The organism is Massilia orientalis (genome assembly GCF_030411975.2).
GTDB classification, from domain to species: domain Bacteria; phylum Pseudomonadota; class Gammaproteobacteria; order Burkholderiales; family Burkholderiaceae_D; genus Telluria; species Telluria orientalis.
In genome coordinates this window covers 66558-82640 of sequence record NZ_JASNRB020000017.1, presented here as the reverse complement: position 1 = coordinate 82640, position 16083 = coordinate 66558, and the positions used below count along the sequence as shown (strand labels likewise).

General features: G+C 63.0%; 11 protein-coding genes. 10 read left to right on the top strand and 1 reads right to left on the bottom strand.

The features are described from left to right. Positions 1-16 precede the first annotated feature (16 nt). The 5 genes from QPK29_RS24385 to QPK29_RS24365 all read left to right on the top strand — a co-directional run bounded on the left by QPK29_RS24385 (position 17) and on the right by QPK29_RS24365 (position 4718). A complete protein-coding gene (locus tag QPK29_RS24385; RefSeq protein WP_371768484.1) occupies positions 17-829 on the top strand; it encodes a prohibitin family protein in 813 nt (270 codons plus the stop codon). Between the two features lie 226 nt (positions 830-1055). After that, positions 1056-1616 (top strand): porin family protein, encoded by a 561-nt coding sequence (locus tag QPK29_RS24380; protein ID WP_056126331.1) that lies wholly within the window; start codon positions 1056-1058, stop codon positions 1614-1616. Positions 1617-1834: 218 nt separating this feature from the next. After that, complete coding sequence (locus QPK29_RS24375; protein ID WP_371768483.1) at positions 1835-3037, top strand: MFS transporter; 1203 nt, start codon at positions 1835-1837, stop codon at positions 3035-3037. Between the two features lie 274 nt (positions 3038-3311). Beyond that, positions 3312-3914, top strand: coding sequence for a hypothetical protein (locus QPK29_RS24370; protein ID WP_160410585.1), 603 nt, complete (start codon positions 3312-3314; stop codon positions 3912-3914). Between the two features lie 87 nt (positions 3915-4001). Then, positions 4002-4718, top strand: a complete 717-nt coding sequence (locus tag QPK29_RS24365) for a hypothetical protein (protein WP_371768482.1) — start codon at positions 4002-4004, stop codon at positions 4716-4718. 96 nt (positions 4719-4814) lie between these two features. On the opposite strand, the gene QPK29_RS24360 is transcribed toward QPK29_RS24365, so the two are convergent. Continuing rightward, entirely contained in the window at positions 4815-7256 is a 2442-nt protein-coding gene (locus QPK29_RS24360; protein WP_371768481.1) for a TonB-dependent receptor, read from the bottom strand. Between the two features lie 245 nt (positions 7257-7501). On the opposite strand from QPK29_RS24360, the gene QPK29_RS24355 reads away from it, so the two are divergent. The 5 genes from QPK29_RS24355 to QPK29_RS24335 all read left to right on the top strand — a co-directional run bounded on the left by QPK29_RS24355 (position 7502) and on the right by QPK29_RS24335 (position 16075). Then, positions 7502-8509: a LacI family DNA-binding transcriptional regulator gene (locus QPK29_RS24355; RefSeq protein ID WP_160410582.1), complete on the top strand. Its 1008-nt coding sequence runs from the start codon at positions 7502-7504 to the stop codon at positions 8507-8509. Positions 8510-8570: 61 nt separating this feature from the next. After that, complete coding sequence (locus QPK29_RS24350) at positions 8571-10928, top strand: glycoside hydrolase family 65 protein (RefSeq protein ID WP_371768480.1); 2358 nt, start codon at positions 8571-8573, stop codon at positions 10926-10928. Further along, on the top strand, positions 10925-11569 hold the full coding sequence (pgmB, locus tag QPK29_RS24345; RefSeq protein WP_371768479.1) for a beta-phosphoglucomutase: 645 nt from the start codon (positions 10925-10927) through the stop codon (positions 11567-11569). The genes QPK29_RS24350 and pgmB overlap by 4 nt, the downstream gene beginning before the upstream one ends. A gap of 27 nt (positions 11570-11596) precedes the next feature. Then, positions 11597-12862: an MFS transporter gene (locus QPK29_RS24340; RefSeq protein WP_371768478.1), complete on the top strand. Its 1266-nt coding sequence runs from the start codon at positions 11597-11599 to the stop codon at positions 12860-12862. Positions 12863-13216: 354 nt separating this feature from the next. Beyond that, positions 13217-16075, top strand: a complete 2859-nt coding sequence (locus tag QPK29_RS24335) for a TonB-dependent receptor (protein WP_160410579.1) — start codon at positions 13217-13219, stop codon at positions 16073-16075. The last annotated feature ends 8 nt before the right edge of the window (positions 16076-16083 follow it).

Genomic DNA, 16083 nt, shown 5'->3' with positions numbered 1-16083 from the left:
CTGAAAGGGAATTGAAATGAATCGAGTGTCATTGAACGCGGGCGTGAAGCTTGTCATCGCCGTCGTCGTGCTGATCCTGCTGTTCGCGCTGGCGCCGTTCGGGACGGTGCCGGCCGGCCATCGCGGCGTGATGACGACGTTCGGCAGCCCGAGCGACCAGGTGCTGAGCGAGGGCATCCACTTCCGCGTGCCGATCGCGCAGAAGCTCAACCTCGTCAACGTTTCGATCCAGAAGGGCGAAGGCGATGGCGATGCCGCCTCGCGCGACCTGCAGACCGTGCACACCCGCGTGGCGCTGAACTACCATGTCCGTCCGGATGCCGCGATGACGGTGTTCCGCGACCTGGGCAACGAGCCGGGCCAGCGCATCATCATCCCCGCCGTGCAGGAAGCGGTGAAGGCCGTCACGGCCCGCTTCACGGCCGAGGAACTGATCGCCAAGCGTACCGAGGTGCGCGACCAGATCGTCACCCAGCTGCGCGAACGGCTGGCGCGCCACGGCATCGTGGTGGACGAGTTCTCGATCGTGAACTTCAATTTCTCGCGCTCGTTCAATGAGGCGATCGAAGCGAAGACGACGGCCGAACAGCTCAAGCTGAAGGCGGAACGCGACCTGCAGCGCATCGAGGTGGAGGCGAAGCAGCGCGTCGCCCAGGCCAGGGCCGAAGCCGAATCGCTGGCCGTGCAGCGCCAGCAGGTGACGCCGGAACTGATCCGCCTGCGCGAGATGGAAAACCAGCGCATGGCCATCGAGAAGTGGGATGGCAAGCTGCCCAGCGTGGCCAGTGGCGCGGTCCCGTTCATTAACGTGAGCAATGGCGTTAAATGATCCTCACAATCGTAAGCAAGTGAAACAGAAGTAGCGTCGGCGTATGGCTGGGATCGTGCAGCCAACGCCGCGCTACGGCTTGCAACGCACTTTTGCTTGTCTGCATGCATATTTGATCTGCGGGTCATCTATATGCACAGCGGTAACAGATCCTTACCAATCCCCAATATTTCGTTCTTGAACACATTGCTATCGTGGCGGCCTCACACCACCACAGGAGATAGCAATGAAAGCACTGACCTTCGCCCTCGCCACTGCCACGCTTGTTGCCGGCACCGCCGCCCACGCGCAGCAGTCGACGACGTTCAGGCCGTATATCGGCGCGGGCGTCGCGAGCACCAGCAACCGGGATACCGACAGCCGTAATGCCGACGCGAAAATCTTCGGCGGCGTGGACTTCTCGAACAACCTGGGCGTGGAAGCGGGCTACGTCAATTTCTCCAGCCGCGACCGCCAGTATTCGGAAGCGTTGACGGGCGTCCCGGGCGGCGTGAAGACGACGACGAAGGGATACGGCGCGTACGTCGCCGCGAAGTACACGGTGCCCATCACCGACCGCTTTTCCGCGTACGGCAAGCTGGGCCTCGCGCACAGCCAGCGCAAGTGGAACAACGACATCGGCTACTCGGCAACGGAGAACGACAACGACGTGTATGCCGGCGTGGGCGCGCAGTACAAGCTGAACGACACGCTGTCCCTCGTCGGCGAGTACGAGAACTACGGCAAGCGCAAGGACTTCGGCGCGCGCGCGGGCGTGTGGTCGGCGGGGGTGAAGGTCGGCTTCTGATTGCCGGGTAAGCAAAACCACGTTAGACTCGCAGAGTCGGAAAAGGCAGACTTGGTTATAGGTAGGCCCAAGTCCTTTCGGAAACGAAAGCTCTGTTTCATGCGTCCGCGCATGCGAACCCTCGACGAACACTGGCGCCGGTTGGCGCCAACTGTTCGTCCGTGTGGTCGTCATGTCGATGCACTGCTCCGGTCGAACAGACGATCAAGGAGCAGTCCATGGACGCATCGTCATCCTCAATCATCCCCCGTTTCACCGGACGTACCGGCATCATCGCCGTGTCCGTCTTCTTCAATTTCGCCGGCTTTACCCTGATCATTCCCGTGCTGCCGTTTTCGGTGGCGCGTTACGTCGCGGCACCGGACGTCGCCTGGTGGGTGTCGCTGATCCTCGCCCTGTACGCGCTCTGTTCGTTCGTCGCCGCGCCCGTGCTGGGCGCGCTGAGCGATCGCTTCGGGCGGCGGCCGGTGATGCTGGTGTCGCTGTGCGGTTCCGCCCTGGGCTTCGCCGTGTTCGGCGTCGGCGGCGCGTTATGGGTGCTGGTACTGGGCCGCGTGATCGAAGGCCTGACGGCCGGCAGCATCTCGGCACTGTATGCGTATGTCGCCGACACCCACGGCCCCGCCGAACGCGGCCCGGCGTTCGGCATGCTCGGCGCTGCCGGGGGGCTTGGATTCATGGTGGGGCCCATCCTCGGCGGGGCGCTCGGCCAGGTGTCGCTGGCGGCGCCGCTGTATGGCGCTGCCGCCGTGGCGCTGCTGAATTGTGTGCTCGTCTGGTCCTGCATGCCGGAAAGCCATCCGCACGCGCGCCGCAGCGCACGCCTGCATTGGGGCCAGTTCAACGCCGTGGGCCAACTGCTGCGCGCGCTGCGCGAATCGCGCCTGCGCCTGCTGTTCGCGGTCGTGTTCTGCTTCGCGCTGGGCGGCACGGTGCTGCAGGCGAACCTGACGGTGCTGCTCAAGGACTTGCTGGCCTTCCAGCCCGGCAGCATCGGGCTGGTGCTGGCCGGCGTCGGCGCGATGGACATCGTCAGCCAGGGCTTCGCCGCGCCGCGGCTGCAAACCCGCTTCGGCGAGCGCCGCGTCGCCGCTGCCGGCCTCGCGATCAATGGACTCGGCCTCGCCATCGTCGCGCTGCTGCCGCTGCACGCCATCGTGCCGCTGCTCGCGGCCGGGATCGCGATCTTCACGTTCGGCGACGGCCTGTTCCAGCCATCCGCGAGCGCGTTGATCGCCAATGCCGCGCCGGCGGAACGGCAGGGCGAAGTGCAGGGCGCAAACCAGGCGCAGCAGGCCATCGCCCGGACGGCGGGTCCGCTGGCGTCGGCCTGGCTGTACGGCGTCGCGGCGAGTGCGCCGTATGCGGTGGCGGCGATCGTCGTGCTGGCCGCGGCCGTGGCGCTGACGCGCGAATCCTGAAAGACAAAAAAAGGCTGTATTCCCATTTGTCTGGCAACTGAAACTATTTGTGAATGTCGCTGTAGTCGATAATCGCGCCTGTGCTATTGGATAATGTGAAATTCAGATTGAAAAAGGTATTCCTGAATCTCACAAATAATCGCGGACAGCGAATAAAAACGTAAAATCCATGAATCAAATTGCGGAAGAAATTCATATTTTTGTGTAACAATCTCGGCGCCGACTTTGGTCGGACTGGACACATTTATTCAACCGCGATTTGAAAGTGAGATTTATGAAACGCTTAATTTTGGGGGGCGTTTTCGCCGCTGCCATGGCCGCTACCGGTTTTGCTCAAGCAGGTGATTCGCTGAGTGCGCTCGTCCCCCTGACGGCTGGTCAGACGCTGGAATCCGGCAACGGAAAATACATGCTCGTCATGCAGGGCACGGACGGCAACCTGGTCGTCTACCGCAAGGCGGACGGGAAAGTGATCTGGACGACCGGAAAGCCGGCCGGCGCTGGCGCCTGGGCCGTCGTTCAGACCGACAAGAATTTTGTCGTGTATAGCGGTCCTTACCCGGCTTTTGGGACGGCCGCATGGTCATCCGGCACGGGCCAGGCGGGCGTTAACGACCCCAGTGCACGATTGACGATTTGGCCGGACGGAAAGCTGACGCTGATGACATCGACTTCGCAGGGCGTGCCTTACTGGTCCACGCCTGGTGACAGTACTGTGTGTCCGGACGGTAATGCCAAGACGGCTTACCCGATCTGCATGCGTCCAGGGACGAATTATCAGTCCAACAGCTATGTCTACGCATGTACCTATGCACAGGCGCAAGTATTGGCCAGCCAGTTTGTGAACGCCGGTGCCGTGATGGGGACGTGCCACTGATCTGCGACCCGCTCGCGGTCAGATCGACGATGCAGGCCCGGCGATTGCCATGTGGCCTGCCGTTTGCAACACATGTGTCAAACCGCCATGACATCAAAGAAAATCTATTGTGCAGGCGCCCTGTTCGTAGCACTTATCGCATGGTTCTTTCATGGGACGGACGCGCCGCAACGCGCCGCTGCCGATGCGGATATCGCAGCGGTAGCCCCACGCAATGTCGAGCAACCACGTTCGACAGACCATGGATCGCTGGCCTGGTTGGACGCACGATTCGGCCAGGCCGATGCAACGAGCGCACCACCGCAACCCGCTCATATCCACGCCCGCCAAAAGAAGATGGAAAGCCTTGGATATGGGTCGCCTCCCGAATACTACGAGATGGATTTGAAGACGTTAAAAAAGCTGGCCACGCTGCACGATGGCGATGCCATGCTGCAACTCGCTGAGCAATATTATAACGAGGCAAATATCATCTATTCCGATCCCGAGTTTCCGAAGAACGGGGATCCCAAAGTCATCGCCAAGCAGTATTTGACCGATGCCTTTGGCGCTGGTTTCAGCCGCGCTGCATCTGTACTCGCGAAACACAGTTTTGACGAGAACGATCTTGTGGAAGCTTACGCCTGGCGGCTGGTAGCGGAAAAAGTCGGCGATAGCGATAACCCAGTATGGGGCGGCAACACGAATCAATTTGCAAATCTCAGCCCGGATGAAATCGCACGCGCGCGAAAACGCTTCGACGCAATCTGGCAAACGAGCATGGATGCTCATGAAAGCCAACGGACTTTTCAGCCTGCACGATAACTGCCTCGGACCTATTGCCGGGGCGCGCAGCCATAAAAAGGGCGGGACCGAAGTCCCGCCAAGAGGGTACAGCAGAAGAGGAGGTAAAGCGTTACATCAGAAGCGGTAGGTCAGCGACGCCTCCCACGCGCGTCCGAAGATCGGACGGGCGTTGATCGGGCCGGTGCTGGCGCCGACGAGGCGCGAGTTACCTTCCGTCAGGCCCAGCGAATTGTTCACGTTGGTGCCCGTGACGCGGAATTCCAGCTTGTCGGAGAGCTCGGCCAGGATGCCCAGGTCCAGCGTGTTATACGACGGCAGGTACTGGGTGTTCTGCTGGTCCGCCCAGCGCGCGCCGATGTGCGAGTAGGTGCCGTAGAAGCGCAGCGCGTAGTCGCCGATCGGCAGGCGGTAGCTCGGCGAGAAGCGGTACTGGAACTTCGGCTGGCGCTGCACCTGGTTGCCGGCGATGGTCGGATTGTCCTTGTACGTCGAATCCTGCCAGTCGCCCGTCAGCTGCAGTTGCAGGCCCTTGAGCGGACGGAGGGCCAGTTCGAATTCCACGCCCTTGCCGTGCGAGCCGCTCACCGAATACAGCACGCCCGACGTCGTGATCTGCTGGAACGAGATGCCCGTGAAGTCCGTGAAGAATGCGTTCACGTAGGCGCTGTACAGCGGCGTCGCCGTCTTGTAGCCGATCTCGTACTGCGTGACTTTCGGCGTCGGGACGCGGTTGCGGTCGTTCACGACATCCTGCGTGCCGGCGTTGCGCAGGTCGTCGAAGTAGATGAACGTGTGGCCCTGGTTGGCGCGCACGAACACGCTGGAATCCTTGGTCAGCTTGTACAGGCCGCCCGCGGTGAACGAGTTCGCGGTGTCGTCGCGCGACAGGCCCGTGAAGCTGCCGCTCGGCGTCGACGTGCCGTTGTTGTAGACCGTCAGCGCATTGTTGTCCGGATCGACCGAGGTCAGGTTCGAGATCGAGCCCGAGATGTGCTGCTTCTCGTGGCGCATGCCGGCGTCGACCTTGATGCGGTCGTTGATGCGCCATTCGTCGGCGATGAACACCGCCGTGTTGCGGCCGTCGTACGAGGCGATCGGCGCGTAGAACACGTTGCCGTCCGTGCCGTTCCTGGAGACGACGGCACCGTTGTTCAGCTTGACGTCGATGAGGCGCGCGTTCGGCGTCGCCGTCATCAGGTGGCTGTTGCCCAGATACCAGACGTCGTGCGACGAGTAGTTCGCGATGTAAGCGCCGGCGGTGATCGTGTTGTCGTTGCCGATGTCTTTCGAGACGCGGAACTCGTCCGTGAACGAGCGCAGCTTCTTCTCGACGGCCCACAGGCCCGCCTGCACCACCTGCTGGTTGCCCGCGACGGTCCCGCCGCCGTTCGTGTAGGTGATGGCGCCGCTGGTAGCCGGCGCGCCTGCTGCCGCGACCACGGCCGCATTGCCGTTGGCGGACGTGATGGCCTGGCTCACGTAGTCGGCCGCGCTCAGCGGGTTGTTACCCGTGAACATGGCGATCGTGTTCAGGTCGCCCTTGAAGTAGTTGAACTTGTTCGACACGTCCCAGCCGTTGAGCTTTTGCTGGAAGTCCGCGCCGACCAGGTTCGACGAGAGGCCGCGGCCGTCGCCCAGGTCGTACGTCAGGGTCTTGCCCGGACCCGCTTCCACCGTGAAGTTACGCATCTCGTTGCTCATCAGGGTGCCGCGCAGCGGGTCGAAGCCGGGGAACGACGAGATCGTGTGGCCGTTGTTCGACGAGATCAGCGGCACGCCCGTGTAGAAGGCGTTCTTGTCCGACGTCGAGCGGGCGTAGACCGTCAGTTCGCCCTGGTCCAGCTTGCGGGTCAGCGAGGCGGAAAGCTGGCCGCCGTCGTCGGCCGGGAAGCCGGCGTCGCGCACGCCGTTCGTCGTGCGGTAGAAGCCGCCGATCATGCCGTACCAGCCGTCGGCGATCTTGCCGCTGTAGACGCCGTCGAAGCGGCGCAGGCTGCCGGTACCGGTCGTGAAGCGCAGGCTGCCTTCCGGCTCGTCGCCGCCTTTCTTCATGATGAAGTTCATCGTGGCGCCCGGCTGGCCGCTCGAGTAAATCGTGCTCGGACCGCCGCGCAGCACTTCCACGCGCTCGATCGTGTCATCCAGGCGGAACGCGGACGAGCCTTCGAAGAACGACAGCACGGGCACGGGGAAGATCGGGTTGCCGTTCATCTGCACGGAGACGAACGGCGAGTCGCTGCCCGACGGGAAGCCGCGCACTTCGATGTTGGCGCCGGACTGGCCGCCCGTCGCTTCGGCATACACGCCCGGCACGATCTTCAGCACGTCGGCCGTGCTGGACGGCGCGGCCTGCTTCAGTTGTTCTTCGGTCGCGGTCGTGATCGAGAAGCTCGTGTCGATCTTGCGCGTGCCGGAGGCCGATGCCGTACCGGTCACGACGACTTGCTGGATTTCTTTCTGGACATTGTCCTGAGCGACCGCCTGGGACTGGGCAACGAGGGCGAGGACAGCGAGGGCAACTGCCGACCGTTGCGGGAACTGCATGGTGTTTTTCATGTTGTGCTCTCTTGTGATTGGGAACCGGCTGCGGGGCGTCTCCTCCCCGGTTTTCCTGGCGATTGATGGTTCGACAAGGAAACTGCGGCAATTGAAACATCGGATTGACATCGATGTCAATCGAAATGCTATCGATGTCATTTTTTGTCGACACGACAAAAAAATCTGTCATAATCCATCCCGCTCAAGTAATCTGTTACCGCTACCCCAAGCTTATTTCTCACGACCTATTGCTCACGAACGACATGGCGCAAGCGAAAAAAAACCAGCCCGGCGATACCGCCGTGACGATGGAAGACCTGGCGAAGATCGCCGGGGTCTCCACGATCACGGTGTCGCGGGCATTGCGCGACAGTCCGCTCGTGACGGAAAACACGCGGGAAAAGATCCGCAAGATCGCGCAGGAGCAGGGCTACCGCTTCAACATCAGCGCCCGCAACCTGCGCATGCGCCGGTCGTATTCCGTCGCCGTCGTCGTCGAGATGACGCCCGTGAAGGGCCGGCCGATGTCCGACCCGTATCCGCTCGAACTCCTGGGCGGCATCACCCAGGAACTCACCACCGCCGGCTACAGCGTCGTGCTCACGTCCAAGCAGCTGCTCGACACGGCCCCGGTACAGGGCGCCGACGGCCTGATCCTGCTGGGCCAGGGCTCGCACGGCGAGGCGGTGAAGGCCTTGCAGCAGACCACGCTGCCGCTCGTCGTATGGGGCGCGCCGGAAGAGGGCGCCACGTACACGGTCGTCGGATCCGACAACCGCAAGGGCGGCGCCAGCGTCGCCGAGCGCTTCCTGGAACAGGGCCGGCGCAAGCTGATCTTCGTCGGCGACGTCGACCACGCCGAGGTGCAGGAACGCTGCGCCGGCTTCATCGACGCGCTGTCCGGCCGCGCCACCGTGCACATCCTGCGTCCGAAGGCGTTCACGTTCGAAGCGGGCTTCGACTGCGTGACGTCGATCCTGAAAAAGAAGAACGGCCACAGCATCGACGGCCTGTTCGCCGCCAGCGACCTGCTGGCGATGGGCGCCATCCGCGCGCTGACGGAAGCGGGCCTGCGCGTGCCCGACGATATTTCCGTGATCGGCTACGACGACACGCCGGGCGCCGCCAGCTTCGTGCCGCCGCTCACGAGCGTCCACCAATACCTGCGCGACGGCGGCGTGCTGCTCGCGAAAAAAATGCTGGCCATGATCGAAGGCCGGCCGGCGCAATCGGAAATGCTGCCGACCACGCTGATCGTACGCCACACCTGATCACGCTACATCACCCATAAGCTTGAAGAACGCGCTCCGCGCACGAGACGAGGAAACTGAAGTGAAAGATGACATCGATAACACTAATGACATCGATAACAATAGCGGACTGGCGGCCGAGCCGTGGCGCATCCGCGAAGATACGCTGGAGTCTTCGCGCGCCTTCCTGCACGAGACCCTGTTCACCCTGGGGAATGGCTGGATCGGCATGCGCGGCACGCCGGACGAGGGCACCGTCGGCGGCGCGGGCGACACCCTGGAAGGCACGTACCTGAACGGCTTCCACGACACCGAAGCGATCCGCTATCCGGAAAACGCCTACGGCCTCGCCCGCATCAACGAATTCATGCTGAACGTGCCGAACGCCAAGCGCATCGCGGCCGTCATCGATGGCGAACGCTTTGCGCTGGACGCCTGCAACGTGCTCGCGTGGGAACGTACGCTCGACTTCCGCACCGGCCTGCTCGAGCGCACGGTCGAATGGGAGACCGCCAGCGGCAAGCGCGTGCGCATCGCCAGCCGCCGTCTCGTGTCCCTCGGCCGCAAGCACGTCGCCGCGATCGAATACGCCGTCACGCCACTGAATTTCTCGGGCGCCGTGCGCATCGTCGCCGACATCGATGCGGACGTGACGAACCTGCAGGCCGGCGACGACCCGCGCGTCGGTTCCGCGCTGACGGGGGCGTCGCTGATCGAGACGCAGCGCAAGGTGGGCAGCGAGCCCGGCGCACACGACGTGCTGCTGCTGCAGCGCACGCGCCACAGCGGTTTTACGCTGGCCACGGCGACGGATGCCGTGCCGTCCAGCGCCGCCCGCGTCGAGCAGGTCGGACTGGGCCACGCGTTCGATGCCGATGTCGCGCAGGGCGCCACGTTCACCGTGCACAAATACGTCGCCTACGCGAGCTCGCGCGACATGGCGGCCGACGCCGTCGGCCCGCACGCGCGCGCCGAGCTGGCGCAGGCCCGCGCCGCCGGCTTCGATGCGCTGGCGCGCGAACAGGCCGGGTACCTCGCGCGCTTCTGGGAAGACGCCGACGTGGCCATCGCCGGCGACGACGCCCTGCAGCAGGGCGTGCACTTCAACCAGTTCCACCTGCTGCAATCGGTCGGCCGCGACGGCAAGACGAATATCGCGGCCAAGGGCGTGACCGGCGAAGGCTACGAAGGCCACTATTTCTGGGACACGGAAATCTATGTCTTCCCGTTCTTCCTGTACTCGCGTCCCGAGATCGCGCGCGCGCTGCTGCAGTACCGCTACAACGGCCTGCCGAAGGCACGCGAGCGCGCCCGCCAGATGGCGCATGCGAAAGGCGCGCTGTACCCGTGGCGCACGATCGCGGGCGAGGAATGCTCGGCCTACTTCCCGGCCGGGACGGCGCAATACCACATCAACGCGGACGTCGCGTACTCGATCCGTTTATACCTGCTGGCGACCGGCGACTTCGACTTCATGGCGGAGCAGGGCGCCGAGATCGTGCTGGAAACGGCGCGCATCTGGACGGGCATCGGCAGCTACGACCGCGCGCACCGCTTCTGCATCAACGCGGTGACGGGACCGGACGAATACACGGCCATCGTCAACAACAACTACTACACGAACGCAATGGCGCGCATGCACATGACGTTCGCGGCGGACGTCGCCGAGCGCCTGCGTGCCGAGCGTCCAGCCGACTACGCGCGCGTGGCGCACGCCATCGGCCTCGAGGACGCCGAGATCCAGGCTTGGCGCGCGGCCAGCGCCGCGATGCGCCTGCCGTACGACGACGCGCTCGGCATCCACGAGCAGGACGACAGCTTCCTGTCCAAGAAACCGTGGGATTTCGCGAACACGCCGAAGGAGAATTACCCGTTGCTGCTGCACTACCACCCGCTGGTGATTTATCGCCACCAAGTGTGCAAGCAGGCCGACGTCGTGCTGGCGCTGCTGCTGCTGTCGAACCAGTTCTCGCTCGACGACAAGCGCCGCGACTTCGATTTCTATGAGGGCGTGACGACGCACGATTCCTCGCTGTCCTCGTGCATCTTCAGCATCGTCGCGAGCGAGATCGGCTACCGCGACAAGGCGTACGGCTACTTCATGGAGACGGCGCGCCTGGACCTCGACAACACGCACGCGAACACGCAGTACGGCGTACACACGGCCGCGATGGCCGGCACGTGGCTCGGCGTCGCCTACGGCTTCGCCGGCATGCGTCTCGACGACGCGGGCCTGCGCTTCGCGCCGACGCTTCCCGACCGGTGGACGGGCTACCGCTTCAAGGCGCAGGTGCGCGGTGCGCTGCTGGAAGTCGCGGTCGACGGCACCGGCACCGACTACCGCCTGCTGCGCGGCGCCAGCCTCACCTTCGCGCACGCCGGCACCACGATCGCCCTGGACGCGCAGCGCGCCCACATCCGCATGGAGAACCCACAATGACTTCACGATTCAAAGCCGTCATCTTCGACCTCGACGGCGTCATCACCGACACGGCGCACTACCACTACCTGGCGTGGAAGCGCCTCGCGGACAGCGTCGATGCGCCCTTCGACGAAGCGTTCAACGAACAACTGAAGGGCGTCGACCGCATGGGGTCCCTGGACCTGATCCTCGCGCGCGCACCGCGCACGTACACGCCCGAGGACAAGCGCGCGCTGGCCGATGCGAAGAACACGCATTACCAGGAACTGATCGCGACGATGACCCCGGACGATTTGCTGCCGGGCGCCCTGCGCGCGCTGGAAGAGGTGCGCGCGGCCGGACTCCATATCGGCCTCGCGTCGGTCAGCCGCAACGCGTTCACGGTGCTGGACCGCCTGGGCATCCGCGACCGCTTCGACGACGTCGTCGACGCCGCGACCATCGTCAACGGCAAGCCCGATCCCGAGATTTTCCTCACCGCGGCCGCGCACCTGGGCGTCGATCCCGGGGATTGCCTCGGCGTGGAAGATGCCGCGGCGGGCGTCGCGTCGATCAAGGATGCGGGCATGTTCGCCGTCGGTGTCGGCAGTCCGGACGTGCTGCATCGCGCCGACCGTGTGATACCGTCGATGGAAGCGTTCCGGCTGCAGGACTACTAAAAAAACCACTATAAAACTGGAGACAACATGAACCAACGACGCATCCTGCTCGCCCTGTTCATGATTTATTTCGTGTTCGCCATCCTGCTCAACAGCGTGGGGACGGTGATCCTGCAGGTCATTCACACCTACGGCGTCGACAAGGGCGCGGCGAGCGTGCTGGAAGGGTTCAAGGACCTGCCGATCGCGATCGTGTCGTTCTTCGTCGCGTCGATCCTGCCGCGCTTCGGCTACAAGAAGGCGATGCTGGTGGCGCTGGCGATCGTCGCCGCCGCCACGCTCGCGATGCCGCTGATCCCGGCCTTCGCGACGGCGAAACTGCTGTTCCTGTGCGTGGGCGTCGCATTCGCGCTGGTGAAGGTGTCCGTGTACTCGACCATTGGCCTCGTCGCGCGCGACCGCAAGCACCATGCGGGCATCACGAACATGCTGGAGGGCTTCTTCATGGTCGGCGTGCTGTCGGCGTACTGGATCTTCGGCTTCTTCATCGATGCCGAGCATCCCGCGTCGACGAGCTGGCTGAACGTCTACTGGCTGTTGTCCGTCCTGTGCGCGGCCACGTTTGCGCTCGTGCTGGCGACGACCTTCGACGAAGTCGGCGCCGCGCCGCCGGACAGCCGCGGGCCGGCGGCCGACTTCCTGCAGATGCTGCGCCTGTTCGTGCGGCCGCTCGTGTACGTGTTCGTGCTGACGGCGTTCCTGTCCGTCCTCGTCGAGCAGGCGATCGGTTCCTGGCTCCCCACGTTCAACAACGAGATCCTGATGCTGCCCGCCACGATGAGCGTGCAGGTGACGAGCATCTTCGCGGGCTGCCTCGCGGTGGGACGCCTGCTGGCCGGCGTCGTGATGCGCCGCCTGAACTGGTATCCCGTGCTGACCGCGTGCATGCTGGCGATGGGCGCGACGGTTCTTCTTACGCTGCCGCTCACGCACGGCGTCAATCACGATCCGAACGTGACGTGGTCGACGGCACCTGTCGCCGCTTTCCTGTTCCCGCTCATCGGCCTGTTCATGGCGCCGATCTACCCGGGCATCAATTCCGTGATGCTGAGTTCCCTGCCGCGCCACCAGCACGCACCGATGACGGGCCTGCTCGTGATTTTCTCGGCCCTCGGCGGCACCACGGGGTCGCTGATCACGGGGTATGTGTTCGGGCACGTGAACGGGCACTTCGCGTTCTACCTGACGCTCGTGCCGATCGTGCTGATGGTGGTGAGCCTGCATGCGTTCAAGCGGCAGGTGGAAAAGACCGCCGGCGCGGCCTGGACGGCCCGGCCGCACGAGTTGATTTGACTTGCTTCACGGATCCGCAAGAACATCTTTGTTGCTGATCCGCTACGTTCTGACCTGTCCTTTCCTGATGGCGGCATTTCCTGTGCCGCCTCGTGATCGCCCCCGCATGTACGGCTGATCGTCTCCGCTTTCCCGCCCATTCCACTACGTTTTCCCTATGGGAAACAGCTTTCTGCGCCATTTGATCGCGCGCAAAATCGAGTCCCAATTTGTTGTCACTAAGTTTGGTTTGATATCAAAACCGATATGGGAAAGCCAGAAAAAATCATTGGATCGATCATTGCCGGGTCTCTAACATTCAAAACATGCCAGTTGAGAAGTCAATATTTCTATAACTAGAAACACAGGAGACGTATGAAATCGCAATTATCTGCACGTCCTTTGGCCCTGAAGGTGTCCGTGACTGCGTTGATGGGCGCCGGCCTGCTCACCAGCGCCTCGGTATGGGCGCAAGCGGCCCCCGAAAAGACAGAGCCGGTCGAGACCGTGGTGGTCACCGGCGTCAAGGCCTCGCTGATCAAGAGCCTGGCGATCAAGCGCACCAACGACCAGGTCGTGGAATCGGTCGTTGCCGACGACATCGGCAAGCTGCCAGATAACAATGTCGTCGAAGCGCTGCAGCGCGTGACGGGCATTCAGGTCACCGACCGCGCCGGCGGCGAAGTCGGCACCCTGTCCATCCGCGGCATGCCCGACGTGCAGACCACCTGGAACGGCCGCACCATTTTTACCGCCTCCGGCACGCAGGTCGCGCTGCAGGACATTCCGTCGACCCTGGTGCGCCAGATCGACGTCTACAAGACGCGCGACGCCAGCCAGCTGGAAACCGGGATCGCCGGCCAGGTCGACGTCAAGTCGCTGCGGCCGTTCGATTTCAAGGGTTCGAAAATTTCGCTGTCGGCGCGTGAAACCTATCTCGATCCCGCGAAAAAGGGGAACCCGCAGCTCAGCGGCATGTTGAGCAACCGCTGGCAAACCGGCTACGGCGAATTCGGTGCCCTGGTCAATCTGTCGGATACCAAGACGAAATACCGCAATGAAAGCGTGACGCCGGGTGCGATGGTACCGTTCGCCAGCCCCAATGCCGCAGAAGATCCCGCAGGTTATACGCCCTTGCAGCGCATCTTCGACAACAGTGTCTGGACGCCCGGTACGCGTACCGGTTTGCCGACCGCGGCGGGTTCGACGCTGGATTTCAACGGCAAGGCGTATCCGTACTACCTGTCGCGCGACGCCGTTTTCCAGAGCGACCTTCAGGGCGAGCGGGAACGTCCTTCGGCCAATATCGCCTTGCAGTGGAAACCGAACAGCGATTCGGTCTACACCTTCGAATCGATGTACAACGGTTATCGTAACAAGGCCTTCAACAAGTTGCTGTTCAGCTTTGTCGACTGGTGGGGTGATCTCGGCAGCAATCCTGCGGGCTCGATCACGACGTTCCCGGGAACCAACATCATCCAGAGCCGTACGGTCAACAACGTCTATGGCTTCAACAGCGGCGACTACACCACCTCGGCAACCGATTCCTACGTGTATGCCCTGAACGGCAAATGGGACCTTGGCGACCGCCTGAAGCTGGAAGGTGACGTGTCATACCAGACGAGTACGTATCACTCGGAATTCACGGCCACCCGGATCGATCGGGTCGCACCGTCCATCAACGTCAAGTTCAATGACGGCAACAACAACACGGCGTTCCATTTCAACAACGATGCCGACCTGACCGACCCGAGCAAGTGGAATGTCGCGCAGTTCTTCGATAACGCCAACCGCAACAAGGGCAGCGCCGCGACGGCCAGCCTGGCGGGCGTCTTCGATGCCGACTGGGGCGCGCTGCAGACGATCCAGTTCGGTGCACGCTTCGACGACCGCAAGGCGTCGGAAGCCAACCGGACGCAATCGGCCGCCTTGAACCGCAACCTCGCCTCGCTGGGGCCGGAGTATTCCATCGTCAACTCGAGCTTCGGTACGGCGATCTCGGACGTTCCGCGCTCGTGGGTGGAGCCCAATGCCTACTACATCCGCGATCATATCGATGACTGGCGCAAGCTCTACAACTCGGTCGATGCGAACTTCCAGACGACGGACCAGCTGCGCCTGCAGAAGACGTTCGATGTCGATGAAAAGACGACCAACCTCTTCCTGATGGGGAATACCCAGAACGACCTGTTCGGCCATCGCCTGCGCGGCAATTTCGGCGTGCGCTACGTCAAGGTCAAGACCGACATGAGCTTCTACAAGGTCGATCCCACCACGAAGGCGGTCACCGCGACCGGCGCCAGCAAGTCGACCAGCAAGCTGCTGCCGAGCATGACCCTGATTTACGATCCGACCAAGGACGTCGTGCTGCGCTTCAACTATGGCGAAACCCTGCGCCGCCCGGGCTTCGGTGATTTGAATCCTGTCTATCAACTCGCCGACGACGTGTCGAAGGTGGGTTACGGCTCGGGCAGCGGCGGCAATCCCGACCTGAAACCGACGCAGTCCAAGAACCTCGACCTGACGGCTGAGTGGTATTTCCAGAAGGACAGTGCACTCTACGGCACGCTGTTCAAGCGCAAGATCGACGGCCTGGTCGTGCCCCTGCGTCGCAAGGTCCACGTCGATCCGGCGAACGATCCGTTCCGCAACTCGACCTCGGGTGGCGACCATACGAACGGCTATGACTACGTCATCAACTCGCCGACCAACGCCTCGAACGGCACCATGAAGGGCGCCGAACTCGGCTTGATCTACTTCCCGAAGTGGCTGCCGAGCGCGCTGGACGGCTTCGGCATCCAGGCCAGCTATACGCGCCTCACCTCGTCGCAGAACGTGCCCGAGGTTAATGATGCCGGCGACATCGTCTCGCAGCTCGAGACACCGTTCTTCGGCGTGTCCAACAAGTCCTACAACGCCACGCTGGCGTACGAAAAAGGCCCGGTCAGCGCGCGCCTGTCGCAGGTCTGGCGCTCCGGCTTCCTGGCCAGCAACGAAGCCGCGTTGTTTGCCAATCCGATCGGTATCTGGCGTCATCCGGAGAAGAGCGTGGACATGCAGATCTCCTACAAGATCAACGACAACACGACGCTCGACATCAGTGGTGTCAACCTGACCAACGAAGTGCAGCAGGCCTATTACCACTTCGGTACCGCGGGTAACGCGCAGCTGACCAATTTCGGTACGCTCCAGATTGGACGTTCGGTCGCGGTTGGCCTGCGCTGGAAGTTGTAAGACCCTGG

Bases quoted from the DNA above. Each gene is read 5' to 3' on its own strand.
- QPK29_RS24385 (WP_371768484.1), top strand. From the start codon at position 17: ATGAATCGAGTGTCATTGAACGCGGGCGTGAAGCTTGTCATCGCCGTC.
- QPK29_RS24380 (WP_056126331.1), top strand. From the start codon at position 1,056: ATGAAAGCACTGACCTTCGCCCTCGCCACTGCCACGCTTGTTGCCGGC.
- QPK29_RS24375 (WP_371768483.1), top strand. From the start codon at position 1,835: ATGGACGCATCGTCATCCTCAATCATCCCCCGTTTCACCGGACGTACC.
- QPK29_RS24370 (WP_160410585.1), top strand. From the start codon at position 3,312: ATGAAACGCTTAATTTTGGGGGGCGTTTTCGCCGCTGCCATGGCCGCT.
- QPK29_RS24365 (WP_371768482.1), top strand. From the start codon at position 4,002: ATGACATCAAAGAAAATCTATTGTGCAGGCGCCCTGTTCGTAGCACTT.
- QPK29_RS24360 (WP_371768481.1), bottom strand. From the start codon at position 7,256: ATGAAAAACACCATGCAGTTCCCGCAACGGTCGGCAGTTGCCCTCGCT.
- QPK29_RS24355 (WP_160410582.1), top strand. From the start codon at position 7,502: ATGGCGCAAGCGAAAAAAAACCAGCCCGGCGATACCGCCGTGACGATG.
- pgmB (WP_371768479.1), top strand. From the start codon at position 10,925: ATGACTTCACGATTCAAAGCCGTCATCTTCGACCTCGACGGCGTCATC.
- QPK29_RS24340 (WP_371768478.1), top strand. From the start codon at position 11,597: ATGAACCAACGACGCATCCTGCTCGCCCTGTTCATGATTTATTTCGTG.
- QPK29_RS24335 (WP_160410579.1), top strand. From the start codon at position 13,217: ATGAAATCGCAATTATCTGCACGTCCTTTGGCCCTGAAGGTGTCCGTG.